At 31.3% G+C, this 24,986-nt stretch carries 21 protein-coding genes; 5 read left to right on the top strand and 16 right to left on the bottom strand.

Annotated elements, in window-relative coordinates:
- Positions 1–179 precede the first annotated feature (179 nt).
- The 5 genes from LGK97_RS02420 to LGK97_RS02400 form a co-directional block, all read right to left on the bottom strand.
- A complete protein-coding gene (locus tag LGK97_RS02420; RefSeq protein WP_226258140.1) occupies positions 180–1,193 on the bottom strand; it encodes a nuclear transport factor 2 family protein in 1,014 nt (337 codons plus the stop codon).
- 53 nt (positions 1,194–1,246) lie between these two features.
- Entirely contained in the window at positions 1,247–2,542 is a 1,296-nt protein-coding gene (locus LGK97_RS02415) for an MFS transporter (protein WP_226258139.1), read from the bottom strand.
- Positions 2,543–2,671: 129 nt separating this feature from the next.
- Entirely contained in the window at positions 2,672–3,898 is a 1,227-nt protein-coding gene (locus LGK97_RS02410; RefSeq protein WP_226258138.1) for an ester cyclase, read from the bottom strand.
- A 133-nt stretch (positions 3,899–4,031) separates the two neighbouring features.
- Positions 4,032–5,078, bottom strand: a complete 1,047-nt coding sequence (locus LGK97_RS02405; RefSeq protein WP_226258137.1) for a LacI family DNA-binding transcriptional regulator — start codon at positions 5,076–5,078, stop codon at positions 4,032–4,034.
- A gap of 446 nt (positions 5,079–5,524) precedes the next feature.
- Complete coding sequence (locus LGK97_RS02400) at positions 5,525–5,776, bottom strand: hypothetical protein (protein WP_226258136.1); 252 nt, start codon at positions 5,774–5,776, stop codon at positions 5,525–5,527.
- A gap of 239 nt (positions 5,777–6,015) precedes the next feature.
- Here LGK97_RS02400 and LGK97_RS02395 point away from each other — a divergent pair, with 239 nt between their 5' ends.
- Positions 6,016–7,389 carry a DUF4317 domain-containing protein gene (locus tag LGK97_RS02395; protein WP_226258135.1) on the top strand — a complete coding sequence of 458 codons (1,374 nt, stop codon included), beginning with the start codon at positions 6,016–6,018 and terminating at the stop codon, positions 7,387–7,389.
- A gap of 121 nt (positions 7,390–7,510) precedes the next feature.
- Complete coding sequence (locus LGK97_RS02390) at positions 7,511–8,089, top strand: YdcF family protein (RefSeq protein WP_226258134.1); 579 nt, start codon at positions 7,511–7,513, stop codon at positions 8,087–8,089.
- Between the two features lie 76 nt (positions 8,090–8,165).
- Here the strand turns inward: LGK97_RS02390 and LGK97_RS02385 are convergent, their stop codons facing one another.
- Positions 8,166–8,906: a carbonic anhydrase gene (locus LGK97_RS02385; RefSeq protein WP_226258133.1), complete on the bottom strand. Its 741-nt coding sequence runs from the start codon at positions 8,904–8,906 to the stop codon at positions 8,166–8,168.
- 526 nt (positions 8,907–9,432) lie between these two features.
- On the bottom strand, positions 9,433–9,921 hold the full coding sequence (locus tag LGK97_RS02380) for an RrF2 family transcriptional regulator (protein WP_226258225.1): 489 nt from the start codon (positions 9,919–9,921) through the stop codon (positions 9,433–9,435).
- 224 nt (positions 9,922–10,145) lie between these two features.
- Between LGK97_RS02380 and LGK97_RS02375 the strand changes: the two genes are divergently transcribed.
- Positions 10,146–10,520 (top strand): pyridoxamine 5'-phosphate oxidase family protein, encoded by a 375-nt coding sequence (locus LGK97_RS02375; RefSeq protein ID WP_226258132.1) that lies wholly within the window; start codon positions 10,146–10,148, stop codon positions 10,518–10,520.
- 213 nt (positions 10,521–10,733) lie between these two features.
- A complete protein-coding gene (locus LGK97_RS02370; RefSeq protein WP_226258131.1) occupies positions 10,734–11,231 on the top strand; it encodes a GNAT family N-acetyltransferase in 498 nt (165 codons plus the stop codon).
- On the opposite strand, the gene LGK97_RS02365 is transcribed toward LGK97_RS02370, so the two are convergent.
- Positions 11,226–12,389: an aldo/keto reductase gene (locus LGK97_RS02365; RefSeq protein ID WP_226258130.1), complete on the bottom strand. Its 1,164-nt coding sequence runs from the start codon at positions 12,387–12,389 to the stop codon at positions 11,226–11,228. The two genes, LGK97_RS02370 and LGK97_RS02365, sit on opposite strands and share 6 nt — an antisense overlap.
- An 85-nt stretch (positions 12,390–12,474) precedes the next feature.
- Positions 12,475–12,774 carry a DUF4491 family protein gene (locus LGK97_RS02360; protein WP_226258129.1) on the bottom strand — a complete coding sequence of 100 codons (300 nt, stop codon included), beginning with the start codon at positions 12,772–12,774 and terminating at the stop codon, positions 12,475–12,477.
- Positions 12,775–13,324: 550 nt separating this feature from the next.
- Here LGK97_RS02360 and LGK97_RS02355 point away from each other — a divergent pair.
- Entirely contained in the window at positions 13,325–14,083 is a 759-nt protein-coding gene (locus tag LGK97_RS02355) for a DUF975 family protein (protein ID WP_226258128.1), read from the top strand.
- Positions 14,084–14,147: 64 nt separating this feature from the next.
- Here the strand turns inward: LGK97_RS02355 and LGK97_RS02350 are convergent, their stop codons facing one another.
- From LGK97_RS02350 to LGK97_RS02320, 7 genes are all read right to left on the bottom strand, one after another.
- Positions 14,148–15,887, bottom strand: coding sequence for an ABC-F family ATP-binding cassette domain-containing protein (locus LGK97_RS02350; protein WP_226258127.1), 1,740 nt, complete (start codon positions 15,885–15,887; stop codon positions 14,148–14,150).
- Positions 15,888–16,044: 157 nt separating this feature from the next.
- Positions 16,045–17,394, bottom strand: a complete 1,350-nt coding sequence (locus LGK97_RS02345; RefSeq protein WP_226258126.1) for a TIGR00366 family protein — start codon at positions 17,392–17,394, stop codon at positions 16,045–16,047.
- Between the two features lie 167 nt (positions 17,395–17,561).
- Entirely contained in the window at positions 17,562–19,688 is a 2,127-nt protein-coding gene (locus tag LGK97_RS02340; RefSeq protein ID WP_226258125.1) for a cellulose biosynthesis cyclic di-GMP-binding regulatory protein BcsB, read from the bottom strand.
- A 13-nt stretch (positions 19,689–19,701) separates the two neighbouring features.
- Positions 19,702–20,964, bottom strand: a complete 1,263-nt coding sequence (locus LGK97_RS02335; RefSeq protein WP_226258124.1) for a glycosyltransferase family 2 protein — start codon at positions 20,962–20,964, stop codon at positions 19,702–19,704.
- A gap of 4 nt (positions 20,965–20,968) precedes the next feature.
- A complete protein-coding gene (locus tag LGK97_RS02330) occupies positions 20,969–22,519 on the bottom strand; it encodes a DUF2334 domain-containing protein (RefSeq protein WP_226258224.1) in 1,551 nt (516 codons plus the stop codon).
- A complete protein-coding gene (locus LGK97_RS02325; RefSeq protein WP_226258123.1) occupies positions 22,512–23,357 on the bottom strand; it encodes a GGDEF domain-containing protein in 846 nt (281 codons plus the stop codon). The genes LGK97_RS02330 and LGK97_RS02325 overlap by 8 nt, the downstream gene beginning before the upstream one ends.
- A 76-nt stretch (positions 23,358–23,433) precedes the next feature.
- The gene (locus LGK97_RS02320; protein WP_226258122.1) at positions 23,434–24,579 is read right to left on the bottom strand and encodes a glycosyl hydrolase family 8; all 1,146 of its coding nucleotides are present in this window, start codon (positions 24,577–24,579) and stop codon (positions 23,434–23,436) included.
- Positions 24,580–24,986 lie beyond the last annotated feature (407 nt).

The following is a 24,986-nucleotide window of genomic DNA, read 5'->3' as shown; positions in this document are numbered from 1 at the left end:
CCCCTTTATTTTAATCAGTGTAAAGTTTTTACACTGTCTATTTAAAGTATAATTGCTAATGAAATTTTATTTTGTTTGTTTCCCATTAAATCATCATCTTAAATATTATGATATTAATAGGGTAGCATAAAAACTGCACCAAAAGTATTTTAACACTTTTGGAACAGTTTATAACAAATTTATAGCTTAGGATTAAATATTTGCGCTGTACGTTCAAAGATATCAAGTCCCTGTTGCTTTAACCAATAAGGTAAATCAATAAGCACCCAGTTTTCCATAAGCTTATCTCCTTGGCGATAGTACACATCGACCACTTGCATGTCTGCACGAATCTCTCCACCTGGCAGTCCTAGAAAACCTCCCGTTGGCGTATTGGACAAATTTGGCCATCCAAAGAAGCAAGCAAAATTTCCTTCTGCAAAGCGGCAAACATGACCGTTGAATTTTTTGTCCTTTAGATTATTTCTGAAAGGCAATTGATGCTGCTTTTGGTATCTTGGGATTGTGTAACTTGCTCCAATACCACCTGGGCCATACCAAATCATATCCTTGGACCAGGCCTTCTCTAGAACTTCTGGTGGGCAACCCATTGCACCACTTTCATTAAGTTCCGATAAATCATCAACCATCTTGTTAACAAGCTTTAATGTTGCAATACCTTCCTCCTCTAATGCATCTTCAAAAAGAAGACCATCATGATTCCTTGGGCCAGGATATACAAAGAATGATCCTGTTGAAGGTGGTAGTGGATTTATTCCAGCCTGTAGCATAAATCCAATAATATCAATAAATATTCCTGTTTGAGTGATTTTACCATTTTCCACACAGTTAAACTCTGCATATCTTAGATTTATCATCTTTCCAGTAGCTCTTACCCCCATCCAGTCAGAATCAAAAAGTCCCATAAAATGTCCCATACTCATTACCCATTGATCACCACTTATTTCGTTAGTTCCTCCAATAAATATATCCTGTCGACGCTGCATACGTTTTAAAGATCTCATTAGTGGCGTCCAAAAATTCTCTGCTACAGCTTCAGCACCCTTCTGCTCGCGGAATGGATAAACTCCTCTCCATAAATAATTCTCACTAGTACATTCTTTTAACACACTTGATACATTTTCTGGTGTTGAATTCTCTAACTCATTAAAATAATTTCTTACTACTTTCTTTGCATCTTGATATTTACTCATAATACCCTCCTAATTAAATCATTATTTTTCCTGCTGCAATACTGCTAATTGTATTAATCTTCTCGTATTTTATTCAAAGTCTCAGGAAGGAAAACCCAAATAGCGCATCCAGCTACAAATACAATCATAGAAACTCTAAAAATCCCAACCATTCCTGCTGAAGTAGCTGCAATTCCTGCTATAGCTGGAAGTGCAAAGGTAGAAATTATACGTCCACCATTGAAGGATATTCCTGGTGCCAAAGCACTAAATCTACGAGGGAATAATTCAGTATAGTAAGCACCCCAAGCACCTGAGAAACCAACGCCAAATCCTAAAAATACAGATATCATTTTGAAACTATTAATATCCTTTGGTCCAAGTTGCATATACATAAACACACAAACTGCACTTACAAGCATTCCGATTACTGGAACTTTTCTACCAAATTTATCTGCTAAGAATCCCCACACATTATAACCAATTAATTGACCAATTCCCTGTAAGCTGTAAATTGAGCCTGCTGTTGCTGCACTTAAACCCAACACTGTTTTCAAATAAGTAGTAGCATTATTTGAGAAAGAAGCATACGCAGTAAAATTGGCGCCTGATAAAAGTATAACTCCTATACCTATCCATAAATATTTACCTTTATACATACTTAAGTAACTAATTCTCTCGCCTTTTTCTTTGGCATTTGCTATGAGATTTCTAGTATATTCTTTATCATCTGGAACTGAGAAGTATACAAGTATAGCACCAACTATAGGCGGTATAATAGCCGTATACATAAGCATCTTCCAATTAGTATCTCCAAGAGAACCGTAAAGTTTTCCACCAAAAATCATTGCAATTGAAAATGTACTTGTAAGAATTGCTGCAAGTTTACCACGATACCTTTGTGGAAACATATCTGTTACTAATGGTACGGCTGTTCCAAATACTCCCCCAAGTGCAAAACCTGTTGCAAAACGTGATATTTTCCAAAGCATATAGCTTGTTGGACTAATCATTGGCAAAAACGTTGTAGCCGCAATCATTAAAGCAACTGAAATCAGTGTTCTCTTTTTTCCTATTTTTGATGAAAGCCACCCAAATGCAAGAGTACCTGGTATTGTGCCAAAAGACATTATTGCAAATATTGATTCCGTCTGCTTTAAGGTAAACGCAAAACCACCTTCGGCAACGGAATAAATCATAGTTGGCTTTACGAATGTGCCTACCATGAAGTTATAGCAATAAAAAAAGTAAACAACTAATATAGAGGCAAATGCTATATATCTTTGGACAGTTGTTCTATCCTTTCCAAGAATTATTCCTTCATCTGCTACCACTGATACTTTTGTGTTTTCTACATTTGTGTTCGTCATATTTATAAGTCCCCCTTAATATAATATTATTTATTTTAATATAACTTTTTAGTGTTATATTAAAATTTAACAAATGCCTTCTTTTCCTTTTAAATATGTTTAAAAATAAAAGGATTTAAGCACTAATTCCTAGTTTTCTTCTGGACTGTAATATTTATCATCCGTCTCTAAATACACTTGGCGCAGAACATCTATTCCATCAAAAGTCATCCACTCTTCTTTAATCTTATTTTGTGAAACATGATAATGATTAATACCGAGTATTTCAATTGGCTTTCCAGAAGGTTTACCGAAAAATCCAATGCCCTCGTGTAGTCCCCTTAATTTCCATCTAACTGCTACATCCCATTCATTTGCCTTAGCCCTTTGATTATATGTAACTCTGTCCACATCAAAACTAGCATTTGGAAAGGACGCAAACAAGCTAAGAAGCATGCCCTGAATCTCACTATAGCCAACTAAATCCTTATCACAAATATAGTGAAGTACCGCATTTTCATGATAATATTTTTTTACTTCATTAAAAAACTTGTAATTATAAATTCTGCTAGTCATTTCAAGCATCAATTCCCCTACTGTGGAATCTTTAGCACTATATATCTTTGGTAAAAATTGCACTTCCATAGCCTCACAAAATCCAAATCTACTTTGCATAGAAGGGGTTTTGTGCGCAGTTGCCTTTGCCAATTTTTTAGCTACCTCATGTGGATCAAAGCCTAACTGTTTTACAATCCATAGATTGTCCCTTACTAGCCATTCCTCATGTATTCTATTATTTTCAGCAGCGCAGTCAACTGTAGTTCTAAAGTTTATTTTTCTCCCTGTAGCAGGTCCAAAGCTACTATCTCCTAAATTGGTTGCAGTGGATATAATTCTGTGTGAAGATAAATATCCATTTTCATCAAACTTTGACCATATGACATTTTGTCCTATTAATCTTCTGTCTGGAAAAGCATGTAGCGTCTGAATTGTTCCAGCTATAACTTCTTTTATACCTGTAATATTTTGTGAACCTGCATGCATAATTACATTGTTATGATAAGTTTCATATATAACTCCAATACCTTTTTCTTCCCAAATTCTGTGGGTAATTTTCATAATATAATCAACAAAATCATTATACTCTTCATCAAAACCCTTCAAGTTTTGTTTCTTTTCTGTATTTTTTACAAAATCATTATAATCTGAATATCCTACTGCATTAACTTCATTAGAATCACCAAAGAATACCCTTTGATTTTCTTCATTTATTGCCTTATTAGTAACATTATTTACTACTTCACTTAATTTATTTGTATCCTTAATATCTTTAATTCCTTTTATATCTTTTGGGTCAAAGTTTTTTTCAGTTGTCATATGATCTCCTCCTTAATATTGTTATTTAAGCTCAAATAAATACTGAGTCCTAATACATATTTTAGAATTAATTTATGCTTCTTTTGGAATACGTATTCCGTATGGTTAAATAAAAAATTACCTAAGTAATCTTTTATTTTGCTCTGTAAGTAGAAGCTCTTTCAATAAGTCCTATTCTAATCATTCTTTTAATTGGAGCCTTTTCTGGATTTTCAATAAGTTCAGTTAAAATATCTATGGTTTCATCTACTAGTTGCTCAACTGGCTGATTAACTGTGGTCAAATCGTAGGATGGCCATGCAGCCATAGGAACATTGTCAAAGCCCACTATTGATATATCTTCAGGGACTTTTAGTCCCAGTTCAAATCTAGCAGCATCCATTGCCCCCATGGCAATAAGATCACTTGAACAAAATATTGCATCTAACGAATTATTTTGCTTCAAAAGTCTAATTGCAGCTTCATATCCAGATTCATAGGTAAAATTAGCTCGTTCTGCGGGAATATTATAAACCCCATACTCCCTAAGCTTTCCGTAAAATCCAATCTTTCTTTCTATTTCGGATGTTGCATCCTTTTCGTAGCCTATATAAGCAATATTCGTATACCCTTTTACCCAAAGGAACTCAGCAACTATCCTTCCTGCTTCAATATTATCACAATAAACAGAGCTTATATTAAGTTCTGGCACAAACCTATTGAAAAGAACTATTGGAGTTTCATTCTGAATACAAATATTAGCCATTTCCGGAGATAATGCAGCTGCGGTTATAATAATCCCATCAACTTGATATTGAAGAACCCGTTGAAGAATCTTATTAATATCCTCTCCTGCTTCTACAGTAAACATCAAACACTGTTTACCTTGCTCTTGTATTTTAGTCATTAATTCCATCATTATTTTGGAATAAAACGGACCTACTGGATTACCTATAACAACTCCTATGATATCAGTTCTACGTGATATCATGCTTCTAGCAATAATATTGGGCTTATAACCAAGCTCTTTAGCTGCTTCTAAGACCTTTTCTCTAGTATTATCCTTTACTTCCCTGCCAGAATCAGCATTCAAAACCCGCGAGACTGATGATTGCGAAACTCCAGCCAATTTGGCCACATCTATTGATGTAACTACTCTACCCGTACTACTTTTATTAAAAGAATTCTTTTTTTCGCTCATTTCATTACTCCCATCCGGACTACGTATTCCCTTTGTCTTTTTAATTATAGCATTGCTTTTTTCCTTTGTAAATGTTTTCTTTGAATTCTCAGAATATTTTTTGCAAACAATGGCTTAGTGAAATCTTGCAAATGTGGCTGTTGTTTATCTGATGTTGAAAGTATAGTTCAAACCAGACAGGCCTTTGAATTACCTAAAATTACTGTTTACGTTACTGAGAATATAATATATAGAAATCCTGTAACGTGCCTGTCACTTTTCAAAAATTAGAAATGAATTTTCAATTTTTGTTGTTTATACACATGACGTATATAAACTAAAAGACAAGCCTTTATTTATTAGACTTGCCTCTTTTTTAGTTAAGATAACTTTTCAGTACTTAAATTGTAATAATAAGTTTTTTATTACTTAGATTTAGTTTTTCACTTTGAAAATTAATAGCTTGCCTATCTACGTCTGTTTCTACGGTTACTTCTATTACAACCATTAAAATCATCGTCGTTGTTATTGTTATTGTTAAGGCAAAAGCTATCATTAGAACAACCAGGACACCAATCATTATTAGGGTTAATATTATTACCTCTGGTGTTAAATCTATCATCACGTATATTATTATTATTATTATTATTTTCATCAAGCAATTCTTCCAATCTTTCAATCAATTCCTCTAAAGTCTCATTAGATCTTCTTCTAGACATATAAATCACCTCCATATATTCTAGATGCAATATACTATGAAGGCTTGTCTCAATATGTGCATCATCATATTCATACGTAAAAAATTGATTAATATATATTCCCTTTATTTAATGTATAAAAAATACTATAATTAATAAATATGATATATTAGTTATAGCTAGAAATAAAAAATATTAAAGTCAAACCACTAAAGATATAAATTTACGTACGGTTTGCCTATAAATTGAGGAGTTTATATATGAGAAAAAAAGATATACTTGAGTTAAAAAGACGTTTTAAAAAAGAACAATGCACCTTCACTAAAATTTGTGGCTGCTATGTTAATGGAGAGAAACATAGTATTTTAAAATTTAGAGAAAACTTTCTCAATTTAGATGAAGAGGAATACTTTAAATACTTAGAAATTGCTAAAAAGGTGCTGTCTGGCACTATTGGAAATAATATTTTGGAACTTAACTTTGAAATTAATGAGGATTTTACTAACGAAAGGCAAACTTCTCTTATGCTACTTAAAAACAGTCATTTAAAAGATGATGCTCTTCTCGATAATTTTTATAATTTGATTATAGATAATTATAATTACACAGGTAATTTTTTAATACTCTTTTTTCATGATGCTTATGATGTTATTACCAAAACCAAAGATAATGTGAAGATAGATGAATCTGAAGAAGTATATGAATATGTACTATGTGCTATATGTCCAGTTTCACTTTCAGAGCCTGGTCTTAGATACTTTGAAGAGCAAAACGAAATAAAAGCACGTATTAGAGATTGGGTAGTTGAGTCCCCCACTAATGGCTTTGTGTTTCCTGCTTTTATTGATCGTAGTTCAGACGTTAACTCTATTATGTATTACACAAAAAATCCAAAGGATACACATACTGAATTAATGGAAAATGTTTTAGGTTGTCCTTCAAAACAAACTGCGACGATGCAAAAGGAAACCTTCCAATCAATTATTAAAGATTCTTTTAGCTTAGATGAAAATAAAGCTGAGAAAATTTTTATGGACATACAAGAAAACTTAAGCGCTATTATAGAAGAGCATGAATCTCTAAATGATGATACAGACAGTGAACCGATAATCTTAACAAAGAGGGATATACAAAACCTTTTAATAGAAAGTGAAGTTCCGGTGGAAATTACTGCTATGATTGAAAACTCCTATGCAGAAAACTTTGGTGATGATATACCTTTAGCAAAAAATTTAATTGACTCAAAGGCTCTTAAGGCAAATGTGCAAAGAAAAAAGGAAGACCGTCTTCACAAACAAGTGGAAATACTTCAGGCTAGACTTGATGAAATTAAACAAGACAATACTTTAGATAATGAAACTCACCTATCTACAGAATTTAATGATGATAATATGGTTTTAGAAGAAGCTTCAGTAACTGATTTAGAAGAAATTTCAGAAACTAACTTAGATAAATCTCCAGAAATAAATTCAGAAAATGATAATGTTACCCCTAAATATGATGTTATACTTCAGGTAAAACCCGAAAAAATATCTCAAATAACATCTCAAATAATTAACGGTCAAAAATGCATAGTTATTCCTATTAATGACAATGAACAAACTACTGTTAATGGCATGGATAATTTGATTTAGACCTAAGTAACTTGCAACGCCTTTATTTCCAGGCTTGTCTAAATTACTTTAAACTTTGCCTTTCCACAGAATGGTTATCAAGTTATAATAAGTCTATAAGCATTTGAGGGGAGATGTAATTTTGAAAAACATATTACGGATAATTAAATATTTAGTATTAATAGGATTTATTATAATAATTTTTGTTCAGGTAGATGTTGTTACATTTAGCATGAAGGCAAAGCCAAAAGAATCTGATTGTATAATAGTATTAGGATGTCAGGTGAAAGGCACAGATCCCAGCCCTTTTTTACAAGCAAGACTTAATGAATGTCTAAGGCTTTATAAAGAAGGTTATGGAAAATATATTATAGTTTCTGGTGGAAAAGGTGCTGGTGAGGATATAACAGAAGCAGAGGCTATGAAAAAATTCCTTTTAGACAAAGGAATTTCTGAGAATAATATAGTTATGGAAGACAAATCAATGAATACCATGGATAATTTGACCTTTTCTAAGAAGGTAATGGAACTTAAAGGTTTTAAAACTGCTGTGGTGGTATCAAATAAATATCATTTAAAAAGGGCATCACTTATGACTAAAAAGTTAATCATGGATACTAGTTTTTCTGGAGTCTTTGTTTCACAATACAAACTTTTGGAATATAAGGGCTATGTTAGAGAAGTACTTGGGATTTTGAAATTTTGGGTGTTAAGAAAATAAATTTAAAAGAGGATTTCACTTAAATTAAGGGATAATCCTCTTTTTGCTAGAAGTAAACTTTCCAGTTTATGCTCGTCTAATTAAGCCATTGAACCTGGCCAGATTTAAGCATATATTTAGCTTCTACTATTTTTATTTTACCCTTTTCTAATTCTTCTCTAATAACTTTACTTCCATCTTTTATTTCAGCACTAGAATTATTGATATTTTCAATTGTTACTGCCTCAACTAACTCTTTATCATGTAAATCCTTTGATTTTACTTTTTTAACTGAGGGTTCTATCTTATTTATTATAGCTCCAATATTTCCATGTTGTTTTTCCCCATTTGCTTCAACTGCCGCTTCAACAGCACCACAATTTTCATGTCCCATTACAACTATAAGGGGCGTTTTTAGATGTTTTACTGCATATTCAACGCTTCCTAGTTCTATCTTGTCTATTACATTACCCGCAACACGAACAACAAATAAATCTCCAAGGCCTTGATTAAATATTAATTCAGGTGGTACACGAGAATCTGAACAAGTAACTATTACCGCAATTGGACTTTGGCCATTAACTAATTTTTCTCGTTTTTCACTACTTAAATCAACCTCCATTGATTGATCCTTTTGAAATCTTTCATTTCCTTCCTTTAATAGTTTTAATGCTTCATCTGGGGTTTTTATCACTGAAGGTTCATTTATTTGAATTCCTCTTTCGTGCAGGTTACTACTAGTTAACCCCAAGGCAATACAACTTCTATTTAAACTACCTCCAATGCTTAAAGTTACTGCAAACATAATAATCCAAATAGATGATATTGATTTTTTCATGATATCCTCCCTTGCTTTAATATAGATTCCACTTTATTAACACTGTGTTTATTGTTTGATTATATTCACAATCTTATGCAGTGCATGGCACTTCCAATAAACAAATAACGGTTTAATCTAATATATTGCACAAGAACTAATGTCTATGTCTCAATAAGTGACACCTTACAAGAATTGGTAATAATGCGAATAATCTCTGCTACTAATAAAAAAAACCTCTACCATAAATTTATATATGGATTGAGGTTTCTGTGAACTACCACCACTTATAGAAGTGGATGGCTTCCTATAATTCTTCCCAACCTACAAAGTAGGATATTATTTTATGGGATATCAGTTTCCAAGGCTATGGGTTTTTAAGGTGAACCCTTTCCGTAGTTCCTACGGTAATTTGAAAACCTATAATATTATTATAATCAATTTCATACTAATTATACAAATGTAATTATTATAAATGGTATCGAACCATCTATAATAATGTGCTATCCATCACCCACCTAAGAGATTGGTGATGGATAGCACAAAATCAGTTAAACCATTCAACAATTGCTTTTGCATGCTCTTTAGGTATCTTATTACCAACTTGTTCATGTAGCCACCCTAAAGTCTTATTATTCAAATATTTTCTCATCTGATCTTCTGCTTCTAACATTACGACTTTTATTAGGCAAGGACACTTTGTATATGTATCAGGCAAATTGTTTTTATCCAACAATATCTCATTTTGCCTAATTTCTGCACACTTAAACAATGGTTCTGTTCCTTCTACTGCTTCTACTATATTCCAAAAGGTTATACTTTCTGGAGTACGTGCTAACTCGTATCCCCCATTAACACCTGGAATTGACTTCACAATCCCCGCTTTCCTTAGTTTTGTATATACTTTTGATAAATATGTTTCTGAAACCCCTTGAAATGCAGCCAAATCTTTAATTCCAACAGACTTTCCTGATGGAATATCTATCATATATAATAAACAATGTAATGCATACTCGACTCCTACAGAAAATTGCAATACAATCAAACCTCCTAAATAACAAGATAATCTTCCCACATAATACTTCATTATTTTTTATTAGTCAATATGCGGCTTAAATTATAGATAATATTTATCTATAATATACATTGACTTTTTTTGAAAATCAATGTATATTAAATATAGACAATACTTATCGACGATATACATCATCCATGATTATTTTATGTATTGTTTAATAAACTTTTTAGGAGGAATATACAATGATTACAGAAAAATTTTTAGAAGTATTAAAAAATGAAGGTGTAGTTTCAATAATATCTTGGGGAATAAATGAACCGCACGTGGTTAACACTTGGAACTCATATTTAGTTGTAACATCTGATGAAAGAATTTTAATTCCAGCATATGCAATGAATAAAACAGAAAAAAATATAAATATAAATAATAAAGTAAAGATGACTTTGGGTAGTAAAGAAGTTTTAGGTTATAAAGATTACCAGGGAACGGGCTTCGTAATTGAAGGTACTGCAAAATACCTTGAGTCAGGTTCAGAATTTGATATGATGAAAGAAAAATTCTCTTTTTTAACTAGAGTGTTAGAGATAACCGTTACATCATCAAAGCAAATGCTTTAAATGTTGCATCTTATTAACTAATCCTAATACCTTTAATAGTTAAGGTAGCCCACTTATGGATTTTTTCTTTTATAAAACTTAAATATATCCCGCATAGTGAACATACTATATGTTGATTTTCAACATATAGTATGTTAAGTTTTATTTAAAGTTCTTTTTAGCTAAGTTGAAATCCCTATTTTATACTAAAATAAATTGCAGGGAAGTGTTAATTTGAAATACCAATTAAAAAAAGTGGAATCCTATGATGTTGATAGTATATGGTCGCTAATTGAAATATTAAAGGAAGATGGTGCTGAAATATCCTTTACAGAACTTACAGAAAAAGATCAAGTCTTAAGTTTTGTAGATAATCCAGCCCAACTTTCCTATGTTGCTGTAACAACAGAAAAGCCCTCCCGTGTTTTATGTCTTGTTAGAGGTAGACGTGATATGTCAGTTGAAAAATCTCATGCTGCATTTTTAACAGCAGCCACTCACCCAGAGGCTCGTGGTTCCGGTCTTGCTGCAACGCTTACCAATTATGCTTTAGATGAGATGAAGAAATGCCAAGTTAACATAGCAAGAATCTATGTGTACAGCAACAATCAAGCTTCTTTAAATGCCGTAGCAAAACTTGGCTTTCTACATAGTGGAACTGTCCTAATGCATCATAAAGACCTGTGTACTGGTGAATATGTTGATGATTTGATCTTTCACAAAGTTTTATAATTTCATAAATCGTTTTATTAAAAACCTTGCAGGTTTATAGTAAAACCCTTCCATAGTTTTTGAAACTTTGGCTAGTTCATCTCTAATTGCTATCTTTTGTGGACAATGTATTTCACATTTTCCACATTTTGAGCAAAGTGAAGCATTGTGAGCTTTAGACTTCAAGCTTGTCTGCATAATATACTTACCTATAGCTGCTACTTTGCCTTCTATCTCTCTATCATTATAACAAGAGAAACAAGTAGGTATATCTACACCCATAGGACATGGCATACAATAGTTACATCCTGTACATGGAACTTTGATTTTTTCATTTAATATATTGCGAACCTTTGTAAATAATTCAAGATCGTCTTTAGTTAAAGAATTAGCTTCTGACTGCGATGCTACTTTTATATTTTCATCTACCATCGCTTGAGAGTTCATTCCTGACAATACAACTGTGACTTCCGGGTGATTCCATATCCAACGAAATGCCCATTCCGCAGGCGAACGCTTTACAACTGCTTTTTCCCACACATTGTAAACTTCTTTTGGTAGGTTTGTCACTAGCTTCCCACCTCTTAAAGGCTCCATGACCATAACTGGCAACCCTTTAGCAGAGGCGTACTGAAGCCCGCTTTTTCCTGCTTGATTGTTTTCGTCTAGAAAATTGTACTGAATCATGCAAAATTCCCAATCATATATATCCACAAGTTTTATAAATTCATCCCTGCCGCCATGGTATGAAAATCCGATATTTTTAATCTGACCCCCTTGTTTCTTTTCCTCTATCCATTTTAGAATACCGATATTTACAAGTCTACTCCATATATTAATATCCGTTAACATATGTATAAAATAGTAATCAATATGGTCCGTTTGTAACCTCTTTAATTCCACATTAAAAATTTTATCAAAATCCTCATATTTTTTTATTAAATATGGAGGCATTTTTGTAGCAATTTTAACACGATCACGATAACCCTTTGCAAGCACCCTCCCTAGTATAGCTTCACTGTTAGGATAAATATATGCAGTGTCAAAATAATTAACACCATTTTCTATAGCATTAATAATCTGCTTCTCTGCCTCTTTTTCATCCTTTGAGAACCTCATACACCCAAATCCAAGTATAGAAAGCTTGTCATTATTTTTAGGATTCACTCTATAATTCATATTAATACCCTTCCTTTCTCTACATTCTCAATAAAAAACTTACAGCCTTATCTTACAAAGGCACCATTTGCTATTTGACCACCGATTATGACTTAATCCACTTATCTTTATTGGGATTTTGGGGGAACCAGCCTTTTTTAACTCGTTCTTCTTGCTCAATGATTTCATTAATGCTCCACAGCGAAGAGAATCCTATAACACCAGCTATTGCAGAAATCATATTGCTATTTATAAATATAGACAATCCGATTAGTAATAATCCTACAACTAAAAAAACAGGCCATACTTTTTTACCAATGTAGTATTCAGCTTTTATTACTATTGGATGAAAAATACCGATTATCGCAAAAGCAATTATTCCTATTGTTATACCTTGAAAATTCATAATTATACCCCCTTTAATAGTATCAATATACTCTATAATATCATAACTTATATGGATATTATTACTTATTTAAATATTATTATAGGCATTATTTACAGGTTATTTAATTTGATGCAGTTTTTAACAACATTTTGGAAGCTTCAAGTCTGCCTTCTTCTATAAGTGGCAGTTGCCCAGCCTATAATAGTTACTTTGATAGCAATCTAAATCGGCTTCTAAAGTTGTTAATATTGCAGCATCGCAGATGATGATTTAATCTACAAAAACTCTGTTTGGGAATGGTATCATATTGTAAAAATACTAAGTAAAGATACTATTTTATAATTCATTTAACCTTGAAAACAGGAGAAAACCCAAGCAATTGAATGCAATAGATCGATTTGGAAGATAAAACTGGTCAACAGCGATAAATTTAAATATTTTACCAACTTGGTATATAGTATCTAATACTGTATAATGTAATTATATTAATTGCTTATGGTGTATTTAAAAGTAAACCTTATAAACTTCAAAAAGGCAATTAAAAAAATAATTTAAATGGGGGATGTATATGTGGTCTAGAAAAGAATTAAAAGACAAAGCTAAAGCAGTTTTAACAGAAATCTATTGGAGTGCATTTGGGATTAGTGTAGTCCTTGCTTTGGTAGGCGGAAATCATAATTGGGGTGGCGGTAGTGGTTCTCACTCTAGAAATTCAAATGGCTCTATTTATTTAAATATCAATAATAACAACTTTATAAACTGGAGACTTATATCATTTGGGCTCATTGTGCTTATACTCGTAATAGCTCTTCGTATTTTTATTGGGTATTGTTTAGAAGTAGGAGGGCGAAGATATTTTGTTAAGTCCGCCCAGCATACAAATAATGAAAAATGTTTCCGCTTTGGGTTTGATAGACAAAACTATATTAAAATAATACAAACGATGTTATTAACGAAGGTATTTATTCTTCTTTGGAGTCTATTGCTAATTATACCTGGTATCATTAAGTCATATGCGTACAGAATGGTGCCATATATTCTTGCGGACAATCCAACCATTGGAGTTATAAAAGCCATTTCTCTAAGTAATGAGATGACAAATGGGCATAAATTTGATATGTTTGTATTAGACTTATCATTTATTGGTTGGTACTTTTTAGGATCATTAGCTCTAGGAGTAGGCGTATTGTTTGTAATGCCTTACGAGAATGCCACGAATGCTGAGCTCTATTTAGTATTAAGAGAAGATGCTTTGAAAAATAACCTGTGCACCTATGAAGATTTATTATTAACTCAACCAGCCTTAGGTGACAGTGGTGGTATATAATCAAGAAGGAACTACTGAATTACTTCAGTAGTTCCTTCTTTGATCAGCTTCTAGCAACTTGAATTTAAAATAACTTAATCAGTTCTTCTAACTCCTCCGATAAAACTTTTGCAAGTGTAAAATCAGTATTTTTTAAAGCTAATGCTATCTTTGTTTCAACTAATTTTTTCTTTTGCTCAATTTCCAAATAGTCTTTGTCAAAATGACTAGCATATATCATCTTTCTAAATTTACGCATATTCATTTTTCTAATTGTCTTATCTTCTATGATTAAAACATAATCCATACAGTTTACTATAGTATAGAAATCATGAGAAATCATTAGAATAGCACCTTTATAGTTTTCTATGGCTTTCTCTAGTGCTATTTGTGAATAGGTATCTAAATGACTTGTAGGTTCATCAAGAAGCAACATATTTGCTTGACTAGCGGATACTTTAGCTAGTTGAAGCATATTTTTTTCTCCACCAGATAAAGACCCTATCTTTTGCCCAAGAGCTTCTTCTTTAAAACCATACTTTGAAATATATGCTATAACCTCTTCAGAAGTTCTTAAATAATCACCTATTAACTCTTCAAGTATTGTATTAGTCTCATTTATTGTTTTGCCTTGAATTTGAGATAAATAAGATAGTTCCACCTGGTCATTTATCTCAATAGAATCATGATTATTATTAAATATTTCCCTGAGCAAAGTAGTTTTTCCAGTACCGTTTGAACCAATAATGGCTACCTTATCAGTAGATTTAATTTCAAAGTTAACATCTTGGAGTAGCATCTCATCGAAGCTAACACTGTAGTCACTAACTTTTAAAACAATGGTTTCTTCTAGTTCATTATCTGCAAGCAATATGATATTTGGCTCTACAATATCTACAAATGGAGCTTTAATTCTACGCTTTTCTAATCTTTCTTGAATTTTAACCCTAGCGTTTAAGGATTTCCCTACAGCTGCTTCAGAGCGCTCAGTTGCTCTATATCTTAGTTTTCTTATTAACGCTTTGTTTCTCTCAATTTCTTCATTATCAGCAGCAGCTAGTTCTTGCAGCTCAATTTTAGTTTGAAGTAATGAGAAGTTATAATCAATATATCTTCCTTCAAACTCTTGAATCTCCATGTTTTCAAGATGAATTATTTTGTTAAAACAATGATTTAATATATATCTGTTATGGGTAATAATTAGCATTGCTGATTTGTGTGAATTAATTAGATTTTTAAGAGAATTAAGGTTTTCAAAGTCTAAAAACACATCAGGTTCATCCATAATCATTAAGTCTGGGTTATTTAGCATTTCCTTAATCACTTGAATAAGTTTAAATTCCCCACCACTAAGTTCAGATATCATTAAATCTTTATACTTAATTAAGTTTGCAAGATTTAGGTTTTTGTTAATGTTGTTTTCGAAACCATCTCCATTAATTGCATCAAAGGCATCTAAAGCTTCTTGATACTTTTCTAGTAAACAATCAATATCGGTGGATGTTTCCATTTCACTGCAAATAGACGTTATTTCATTTTGGAGTTTAATAAATTTTTCACCTATATATTCAAAAACTGTAGTTTTTTTTGTTTCTCCCTGTTGTGAAAATTGACTTACATACCCAATTCTACAATTTGGCTGTATCTCTAAGTTACCGTCGAACATATACTTTTCTGGGTCCATTATTATATCTATCAGGGTACTTTTGCCACTACCATTTGTACCTATAAAAGCACAATGCTCGCCTTCTTCTATAGTAAATGAAATATTATTATATAGATCCTTTTGCGGAAATGAGTAGGACAAATTATCAACTTTTATCATATTATTACCTCGCTTTTTCACTAAAAAAGAGCTTATAAAAATAAGCTCTTCAATATATTATCTTTTGAGTTTTAACTCTACACTTGATTTTTATGTAGCAAAGACATTCTACTAAGTTTATCATTGCTAGCATAACACTTTTCACGACTAAATTCAATTAAAAAAAGAATAATCCCAGTCCAATAATAACACCGGAGTATAATAAATCAATTATACAAAAACCCATTACGTCCTTAGCACTGAGCCCAGCAATTCCAAGAGCAGGCAATGCCCAGAAAGGTTGAATCATGTTAGTCCATGCATCTCCCCAAGCAATAGCCATAGCAGTTTTTGCAGCAGGTACACCAAGTGCTGCACCAGCAGGCATCATAATAGGAGCTTGTACAGCCCATTGTCCACCACCTGATGGCACAAAGAAGTTAACAAGTCCTGCACTTAAGAAAGTAAATAATGGGAATGTATGTTGATTAGATATATTAACAAAAAAAGTGGACATAGCGCCTGCAAGAGAAACTCCAGAAACACCTGCACCTACCATCATACCCATGATACCTGCGTAGAATGGAAATTGAAGTATAATTCCGGCAGCTCCTTTAGCAGCATCTGTAATTGCACCAACAAATCTTCTAGGGGTTCTATGAAGAGCAACTCCTAGGAATAAGAATATAGCATTAACAATGTTTAAATCAAGGCTACCACCTTTAATAAAATAATAAATGATGTAAGTAAAACCCATAATTGCGAGTAACATTGAAATAATAGTGTTATTTTCAAGTTTGTCAGCAGGGGTCATTAATTTTTTAGCTACTATAACTACTTGTGGTTCATCCACTAAAAGTTTTGGATCTATAGTAACAGTATTCTTATTATCAGGATGCATAGCCCTGTTTATAAGAGGTAACGTTACTAAAAGTACACCTAATATAATTAAATTAAAGCTTGAAAATAATGTAGTACTGGTTGGTATAACAGTAGTAACAACACCTGCAGTTGCTTTTACTACATCAGGACCACCTGCAGCAATTACTAGTGGTATAGAACCAGAAAGACCAGCATGCCATACTAAAAAACCTGAATAAGCAGAGGCTATTAAAAGTCTATAATCTACCCCTTTAACTTCTTTAGCCAGTTCCTTAGCAAAAATAGCTCCAATAACTAGACCAAACCCCCAGTTAATCCAACAAGCTATAGTAGAAATAAGTGTAACAAGCATAATTGCTTGAGTTGGTGATTTAGGTATTTTGGCAAGGGTTTTAAGACCCTTTTTAAAAGAAGGTGCATTGGCAAGCGCATGACCTGTAACTAATACTAATGCCATTTGCATTGAAAAAGCCAACAATGTCCACAAACCCTTACTCCAGTGGACAGTCATAGCCAATGGACTTTGACTAGTAATAACTACACCTAAAACTAGTACAAAAAAGGTTAAGAGTACAGCAAATATGAATGGGTCTGGTAAGTACCTCTGAACAAGATTAACACAAGCTTTTGTAAATTTTTTAAACATTTGGTTCCCCCCCTTTGGTATATTTATTTTTAGCAATGTTATAAAGTCACATAGCATAAAAGAAACTTAAAACGTTAGGGTTATTTAACCAATAATGTGATTTTATAATATTACTAGTAATATTATTATACACCTAAAAGCTGTTTTATAGGGGAGTTTTAAAAAAATTAAGAGTCCCTTCTATGCTTTCTTATGAGAAGGAATGAACTTATAATTATAGAAATCAAAATCATCACCGCGAATATTATAAAATTTCGCACTTCAGAGGTGATAGCAAGTTTTGATACTTGTGTATTTACCTCTTCAAACTTTTGCAGGTTTACTTTTTCCTTAGCCTTATCACCAAAATATCTCCAGTTTATATTTCCTGTTTCATCAATTGTAAGGGCATTTCCTTTTAATTTTGATACAAGAATAGAATCTGTGAGGTACTTTTCACACCACAAAAGACCTTCTTCTTTTGTTGATGTTACTACCATTATATTTTTTTGAGCATTATGTGGAGACTGTATAATTTGCAGTGACCCTAAGTTCTTGCTATAATCATCTAATATATTTATTTCTTCATTTGAAATGAATTTATCAAAGGATGGGTCAAACTTTATATACAAATTTTTATTTAGATCTTGAATAAACTTGTTACTCTTAATATCCCCTATAGCTATTATGTTTTTATCTTTATATTTATTAGAAAACTCACTGCTTTTAATAATATTTATATTCCCTACATCTTCAATTTGATGCCCCAAAAAAGCTGCTATATTTGTCATAACACTCATATCCTCATTTGATGGATTGTCTGGTATTACCATAATAACATCATTAAAACTTCCATCTTTAATAAATAGACTAGTGTAATCTTCAAAATATAAGTCTTTTTTATTTTCAAAAGGCAAGTATAAATATGATTCCTTAGAAATAAATGCCCATACATTATTTTCTTCTTTGGTATTACAATAAACATCCTTTAGTTCTAAATCAAAAGCAATTTTAAGATCATAAATATCTGTGTCTCGCATTTCCTTTGGAATAACTATTTCAAAGCTATCGTTATCCGCCTTGATTTCAAGCAGTTTCTTGCTTCCAATAGGTTTATTATTTAAATATAGTGTCATAAGTGATCTTTCAAAATCTAATACTTTTGAATATCTCATTTTGACTGATATTTTTGCTCCATCTTTAATTACTTTACCTTTTGGAACTTGAAATGCAAAATTAGATTGTTGTCTAAATAAACCTTCTAATAGTACATCATCATATCCAAGGCTTTCCAAGCTGAGATATTCTGTTTCTTTTTTTTGTGGTGAAATTATTTTATAATCACTGCTGATAATTTGAGTATTAGAATTCATCTGCATAACCATATCATCATTGGTAAGAGCCTTTGCTGCTTTAACTAAGCTTTCACTATTATTAGATACAAGTATAAGCATCTTAAAATTTTTATTGTATGGTGATACCACTTCTTTAATAAGAGCATCATTTACAATAATGTCTTTCTCTGTTTTTGATAAATTATCTGATATTTCCTTTGGCAGATCATCTTTTGATCCAATATAAATAACATCTGTTTTATCCTTTGCAACTGCATCTGAATACTTGGAAATATTTATGTTAACATTTTCAAACTTTTTTCCTTTGCCAAAGTTTGAAGCTAAAATTACAGCTGCTTCCATAACATAGTTTTTTGAGTTATCCGGTAAGATAAAAATACATTTTGAAGGCATATTCTTGCCTGCTTTTAAATATGGATACGGATAATCATTAATTTTTAAAGAGTCTTTTCTATCCTCAAAATCTACATGAACATAAGATTCCTCATTAAATACAATCCAATTTGCTGCATTTAAATCATCTGTGCATGCTTTATCTGTTATCCTTCTATATGTCTTTATTTTTACTGAGTTAAATCCCTTGTTAACTTTGTCCATTTTAATTGGAATTTTAATATTCTCTTTGTATTTATTCCTATCAGTTAGAAACATGCTATACATTGGAATATCATTAACATAAACTGTTAAGGTTGAATTATTCTTATCATTTAATTGACTTTGACTCAATACTAAGTTTAAATAACATGTATCTTTAAGATTCCAATTTTTATTTACGTCAAAGAAAAAAGTATGACTTCCATATACACCATTTATGATTAAATCCTTTCCAAAACCATAATTTTTAGACAGTTCATTTGTAGTGTTCTCTATGGCATTTACAGTTTTTACTGTTATTAATTGCGCTAAATTCATATTTATCAATAAAAAAACACTAACAAACAGACAAATAACCTTCTTCATATGCAACTACCCCCTAAAATCTTTCTGTTTTGTACCACTTTGCTTCTTTTTTTAAAATTTTATCTTTGATGTATAAGATTATGCCTTTAATAGCTACCACCATCCACATTTGACAATAGGTAAAATACATTAAAGCTACTATTCCAATATTTTTAATGCTACTCTCACCCTTTTCCATAGTGAGAGCTATACTTACCTCTAAAATAAACAACAAGTATGCAAGCATCCATAATAAAAAGAAATTCCCTGGAATGTTGACTTTGACATTTGTAAAAATACCTAGTATGAAAATAACATCTGAAATTATTACTGAAGATAAAAACAAGAAATATATTGAGAAAAAATAGGATACGTCAAAGACTACACTTGCAGGTGTTCCTTTGAATATTTTCTTGATATACTTTAAAAGCACGTACACATTTCCCTTTGCCCAGCGTGTTCTTTGCTTAAACCAAACCCTTAAAGTTTCTGGTTCTTGTTCCCAGGTAACTGCAAGAGGCATAAATGCAATCTTATAACCTAGTTTATATATCTGAAAGCTTATTTCAGTATCTTCAGCTATTGCGTTTATATCCCAGCCACCTATTTCTTCAAGAATACTTCTTCTAATCATAAAGTTTGTTCCTGGAATAGTGGTTAATTTAAATAACTGCCAACGTCCTGCTTGAGCCATCCATTGAAAGCTCAATGTTTCAATATTAATAAATCTAGTTAATAGGTTTTTTTCTTTATTTCTGGTCCTGAATTTTCCTATTACTGCTCCTAAACTGTGATCATTAATTATTCTATTTATAAGATATCTTAATGCCAATTTTTCTGGAGTATTATCTGCATCATAAACAGCTATAAATTCTCCAACTGCGCTTTTAAAACCTATGTTTAATGCATTAGATTTCCCTTTTCCACCGTTTTCCTTGGTTGTTGTAATAACTTTAAAGTTTTTATGTGGGAATTCCCTTCTTATGGCTTCTAGAATCTCGCCTGTACTATCAGAGGAATTATCATTTATAACTATAAGCTCCATTTTATCATCTGGATAATTAAGGGTAAGCAATGATTTCACTGTTCTACCTATAACCTTTTCTTCATTGTGAGCCGGGACCATTATTGATACAAATGGAAACTCTTCCATCTCTAAAACATTTGGTATATTGTTTGTTACACTAGTGTAAAACTTATATCCACTTAAGGTTAAAAATATATTAAAAAGTAACACCACCCATATAGATACTAAAGAATATAAAAATAAATAATCTATAAAATTTAATTCGTTCATAAAGTCACCTTAAAAACCTTTTTTTATTTCTTCTTTTAGATAAATAAAAAACAACTAAAAATATTATACAAAATAGTCCAATAAACACCATTAAAACATTATTTATATTTGAAATATAACCTTCATTAACTGGTGGTACTTGGTCCTTTTTTAAATCAATATCAACATTAATTTCTCCATTTTTAGAAGTTATATACCCCTGCTGCCATCTAACCCAATTGTCTTCCTGCTTTAAATCATAAAATTCTACTTGTATTGCTTCCAGTTTTTCTACTATATCTTTTAAATATTTTATATCTAAGTTTGGATCATAATGTAGTCCATAAGTATAACCTCTCACTATAGATATTTCATCTAAGTCTCCCAATATTTTTGAAGTTATAAATTCATTTTCAGGTTGAATGACATTTAAATTTTCTGGTATTAACTTAGTTACCAAATCAGTATAATATAATTTATATGGGTAAGTCGCGGCTAAAAGCTCACCATTCTCAGATTGAATACCCCCTACATAAGTGGAGAATATTTTTTTTACTTCCTTATGCACTTTGTTATTCATTGGATAATATGGACCATCAAATGCAAGTGGGTATATATCATTCCTCGCACATTCGTAAAGAGCACTACCTGCCTCTGTAACTCCACTGAGAATCACACTACCTCCAAGCTTTTGCATATATTTGATTGTTTGTATAAATTCTTTTTCATCTGAAATACTTGTAGCATATGTACTTTCCACATCTTTGTAAAAAGGACTCAAAGATATCATAAAGGGAATACCTTTACCACCTAGATATTCTGCAATACTCTTTAATTTGTTTGTATCTCTAACTGGATGCACATCATCTATTCTTATAAAGACTTCACTATTTTCAAAATTAGTTTCACCTAAAATATCGTATAGTACATCTGCTAAAATATAAAATAAAATACCCTCATCCTCAACTGCTCCTATGTACCAAAAATTCTTTTCTGAAAAAATATAGGGATAATAGCTTGCACCATCACTTATGTAGGAAATAGTTTTCACATCTTCATTGTTTGAATTTAAAATAGTAAATTCCCTTTTGTTTTTCAACTGAAACTTTTTCATATCATCATGAGTTAGTGGGTCCTTCTCTCTTTTGTTTGTATAGTAAACCTCTGTAACCTCTGATATAGTCTCATTATAAGTAAGTCCTAAGCTAGTCTTTTTCCCTATAAAAGCTTCCACACCTTTTCCTAGCCAACATATGGTTTTGTTGGTATTTGATAAATCAGTTATTAGGCTTACATTATGAAAATTTCCCTCTATTCCTATGACAAAAACATAATCATAATTCTCCACTTCTCCACTTTTATAATCTTTCTCATCCTTTTTTTGCGTACTTACTTTGAAATGTCCAAATAATTCACTAATAGAATCGGTTGTAACATCCTTAGACCCAAAGTATGTTTTTTTATCATAAACTATCAAAACCTTCTTTAAATTTCCCTGTCCATATACCCTATGAGTTTGCACGGTTTGTGAAATAATCAAAATAATTAAAATTAATGAAAAGAACTTTTTAAACATCAAACTCTAGCTCCTTCTCTGCCAGTTCCTTAAACTCAAAGCTATTTTGTATTTTTTCATTATACTGATACACTCCAAATTTAACGTATAATTTATATGTTTCTTCTTTTCCCCCATACTCAAAACTGATATTATCAATATCTTCTTTTATTCTATCGTTAACTAATTTTGCACCTTTTTCATCTGTATTGGGCATTATTACTGCAAACATATCTTCTTTGAGTTTGTATCTTTCATCTTCATTTCTTGTTGCAGCCTCTATACTATTCCCAATTGTTTTTATAACAGCATTAAACTTACCTTCACCTAATATGGATTTTACTTCTTCGAAATATTGTATATTTATTAACATAAGTGCTAAGTCAAACTTCCGTCTTTTAGCTTTACTCATTTCTTTATTTAAATCTAAATAAAACCCTCTTGTGTTATTTAATCCTGTAACTTCATCAATAGTAACAAGATTTTTTATTTCCTCTTCTAATTCCTTATTCCTTTTCTGTATTTCTATAATATTAAAAGATAGTCGCCCTGATAAAAAAGCACTAAGTGGCAATAAAATCAGCCATACATATTTTTCAAATCCCATTGACATATTGTTAAACATACTTTGATATATCATATAACTTCCATATCCAAAAACCGCAAATCCACTGGTTAAAAGTCCTGGTATAATCCCACTTATGTATGAAATTATCATAGTTAAGAAAATAACTCCTATTAAAAAATAATCTAAGAAGCCTATGGTTTTACCTCTTAAAATAACCACTGTAATAAGCAGAAATATTTCTGTCATTAGTAGTAAAAAGTAAATATCTATATACCTGCTTAATTTACTCATTAAATAGTCCCCCTTAATAATTTTATTTGAACATGTTTAAGTTAAAATATTGCGCTAATATTAGCACATTATTTATCTAAAACCCTAATAATGCTTGAAGATTATCAAAGGAAAACACTTCCAATGTATTTTCATCCCCAAAAGAACCATAAATCTGACTATCTTTGTTTTCATTTTGTAACTTCAACATTTTTTTTATAGCCATATCATATAATTCATCATCTTGTATATTCTTAGCAATGCTTGCTACAATAGCATATACTGCTGTAGATTCAGTACTTGTTGCCTTTTCTCCTGTTAAAGTATCATATTCTGAGTATAATGCTCCATTGTTTATTTGCCTCTTAATCCATGCTATACTTTGTTTTTTTTGCGCTTGTACTTCACTTAGATGTAGTACAACTAAAAGTGAATCTATCATGTTTATCTTAGAGTCCTTATGATATTTATTATCTTTCAAATCATAACATTTTTTATATACTGGTAACCTATCTGAAATGTATCCGCTACTTATTATTCCTAGTCCCTTAGTTCTTATACGTTGCCACTTAGCATTTTCAGTCTTAGATAGCATATCCATAGTATACAGGTCAACGTAGGATAAATTTATATTAGTGTCTATAGCATTTGCTTCTAAATCATAAAAATTTGTTATCATATCATTGTAAATGTTATTTTTTAGAAGAGCGTCACCTACTTTTTTTAATATATTGGTATACTTTGTATCATTCCATTTTGAGGAGGCATATATTAATGATCGTATAATTCTTAAATCATCAATGGACGCTGAAACATTTGTTGATTCCCCTACCTTTTGTGAAACTCTCCATCTAATAAGCCCATTATCCATTAAAAATTTATCTGTTATTATCTTAAAATGTTTATCAAAAGCTTCTTTATCATTAATCTTTATGTAATATAACATTATTATGCCCTCAGACTCAGAAAGCACTTGATGACCCCCTGCTAAATCACCGCTGGCACTAGCATCCAAATAATTGGTATATATACCTCCATATTGCGCCGACATCCTATTTGTGATAAATTCCAAACATATTCTTTCGTTTTCAGTGTAATTTTTATTAGCATTTACTTCTTTTATAAGCTGGTCATTGAATTTTTCTTTTTTTTGAGATTGAAATAAAATAAACATAGTTGAAATAACAACAATAAATATTAGCATGCCTATTAAGCTTTTTTTCTTAGCTAAAATATATATCATCCCTCTCTGCATATATTAACCATTTAATTTATAGCTTATTATACTACAGGTTATCTACGTTTGTAACGTATAACTAATAGTTATTTAAAGATAAAGCATATTTTTTTTAAGCACTAATCTAATACGGTTTTTGCCACTAATAGCTTGCAATATTATAGTTATATATGTTTCAACTTTAAAACTACATTTAAATTACTGGTGAATGTTTGTTCAGAGCGTAAAGTAATTGTACAAATATTATTGAAACATATATATTTCAAAAATAATAATTGAGTACAAAAAAATAGAACGGCTTGCATAAATGCCAACAGTTCCTATACTTGAACTATCTATTTATGCTACCATTCTCTATTATTAGTATAATATAAAAAAAGATTTTATAAAATAGGTAACTCCACCTTAAATAT

It is taken from the genome of Clostridium sp. CS001 (assembly GCF_020443565.1).
In the GTDB taxonomy this organism is placed as follows: Bacteria; Bacillota; Clostridia; order Clostridiales; family Clostridiaceae; genus Clostridium_AD.
Note: the sequence above shows the minus strand (reverse complement) of the source record. Positions and strands in the feature narration are given on the sequence as shown.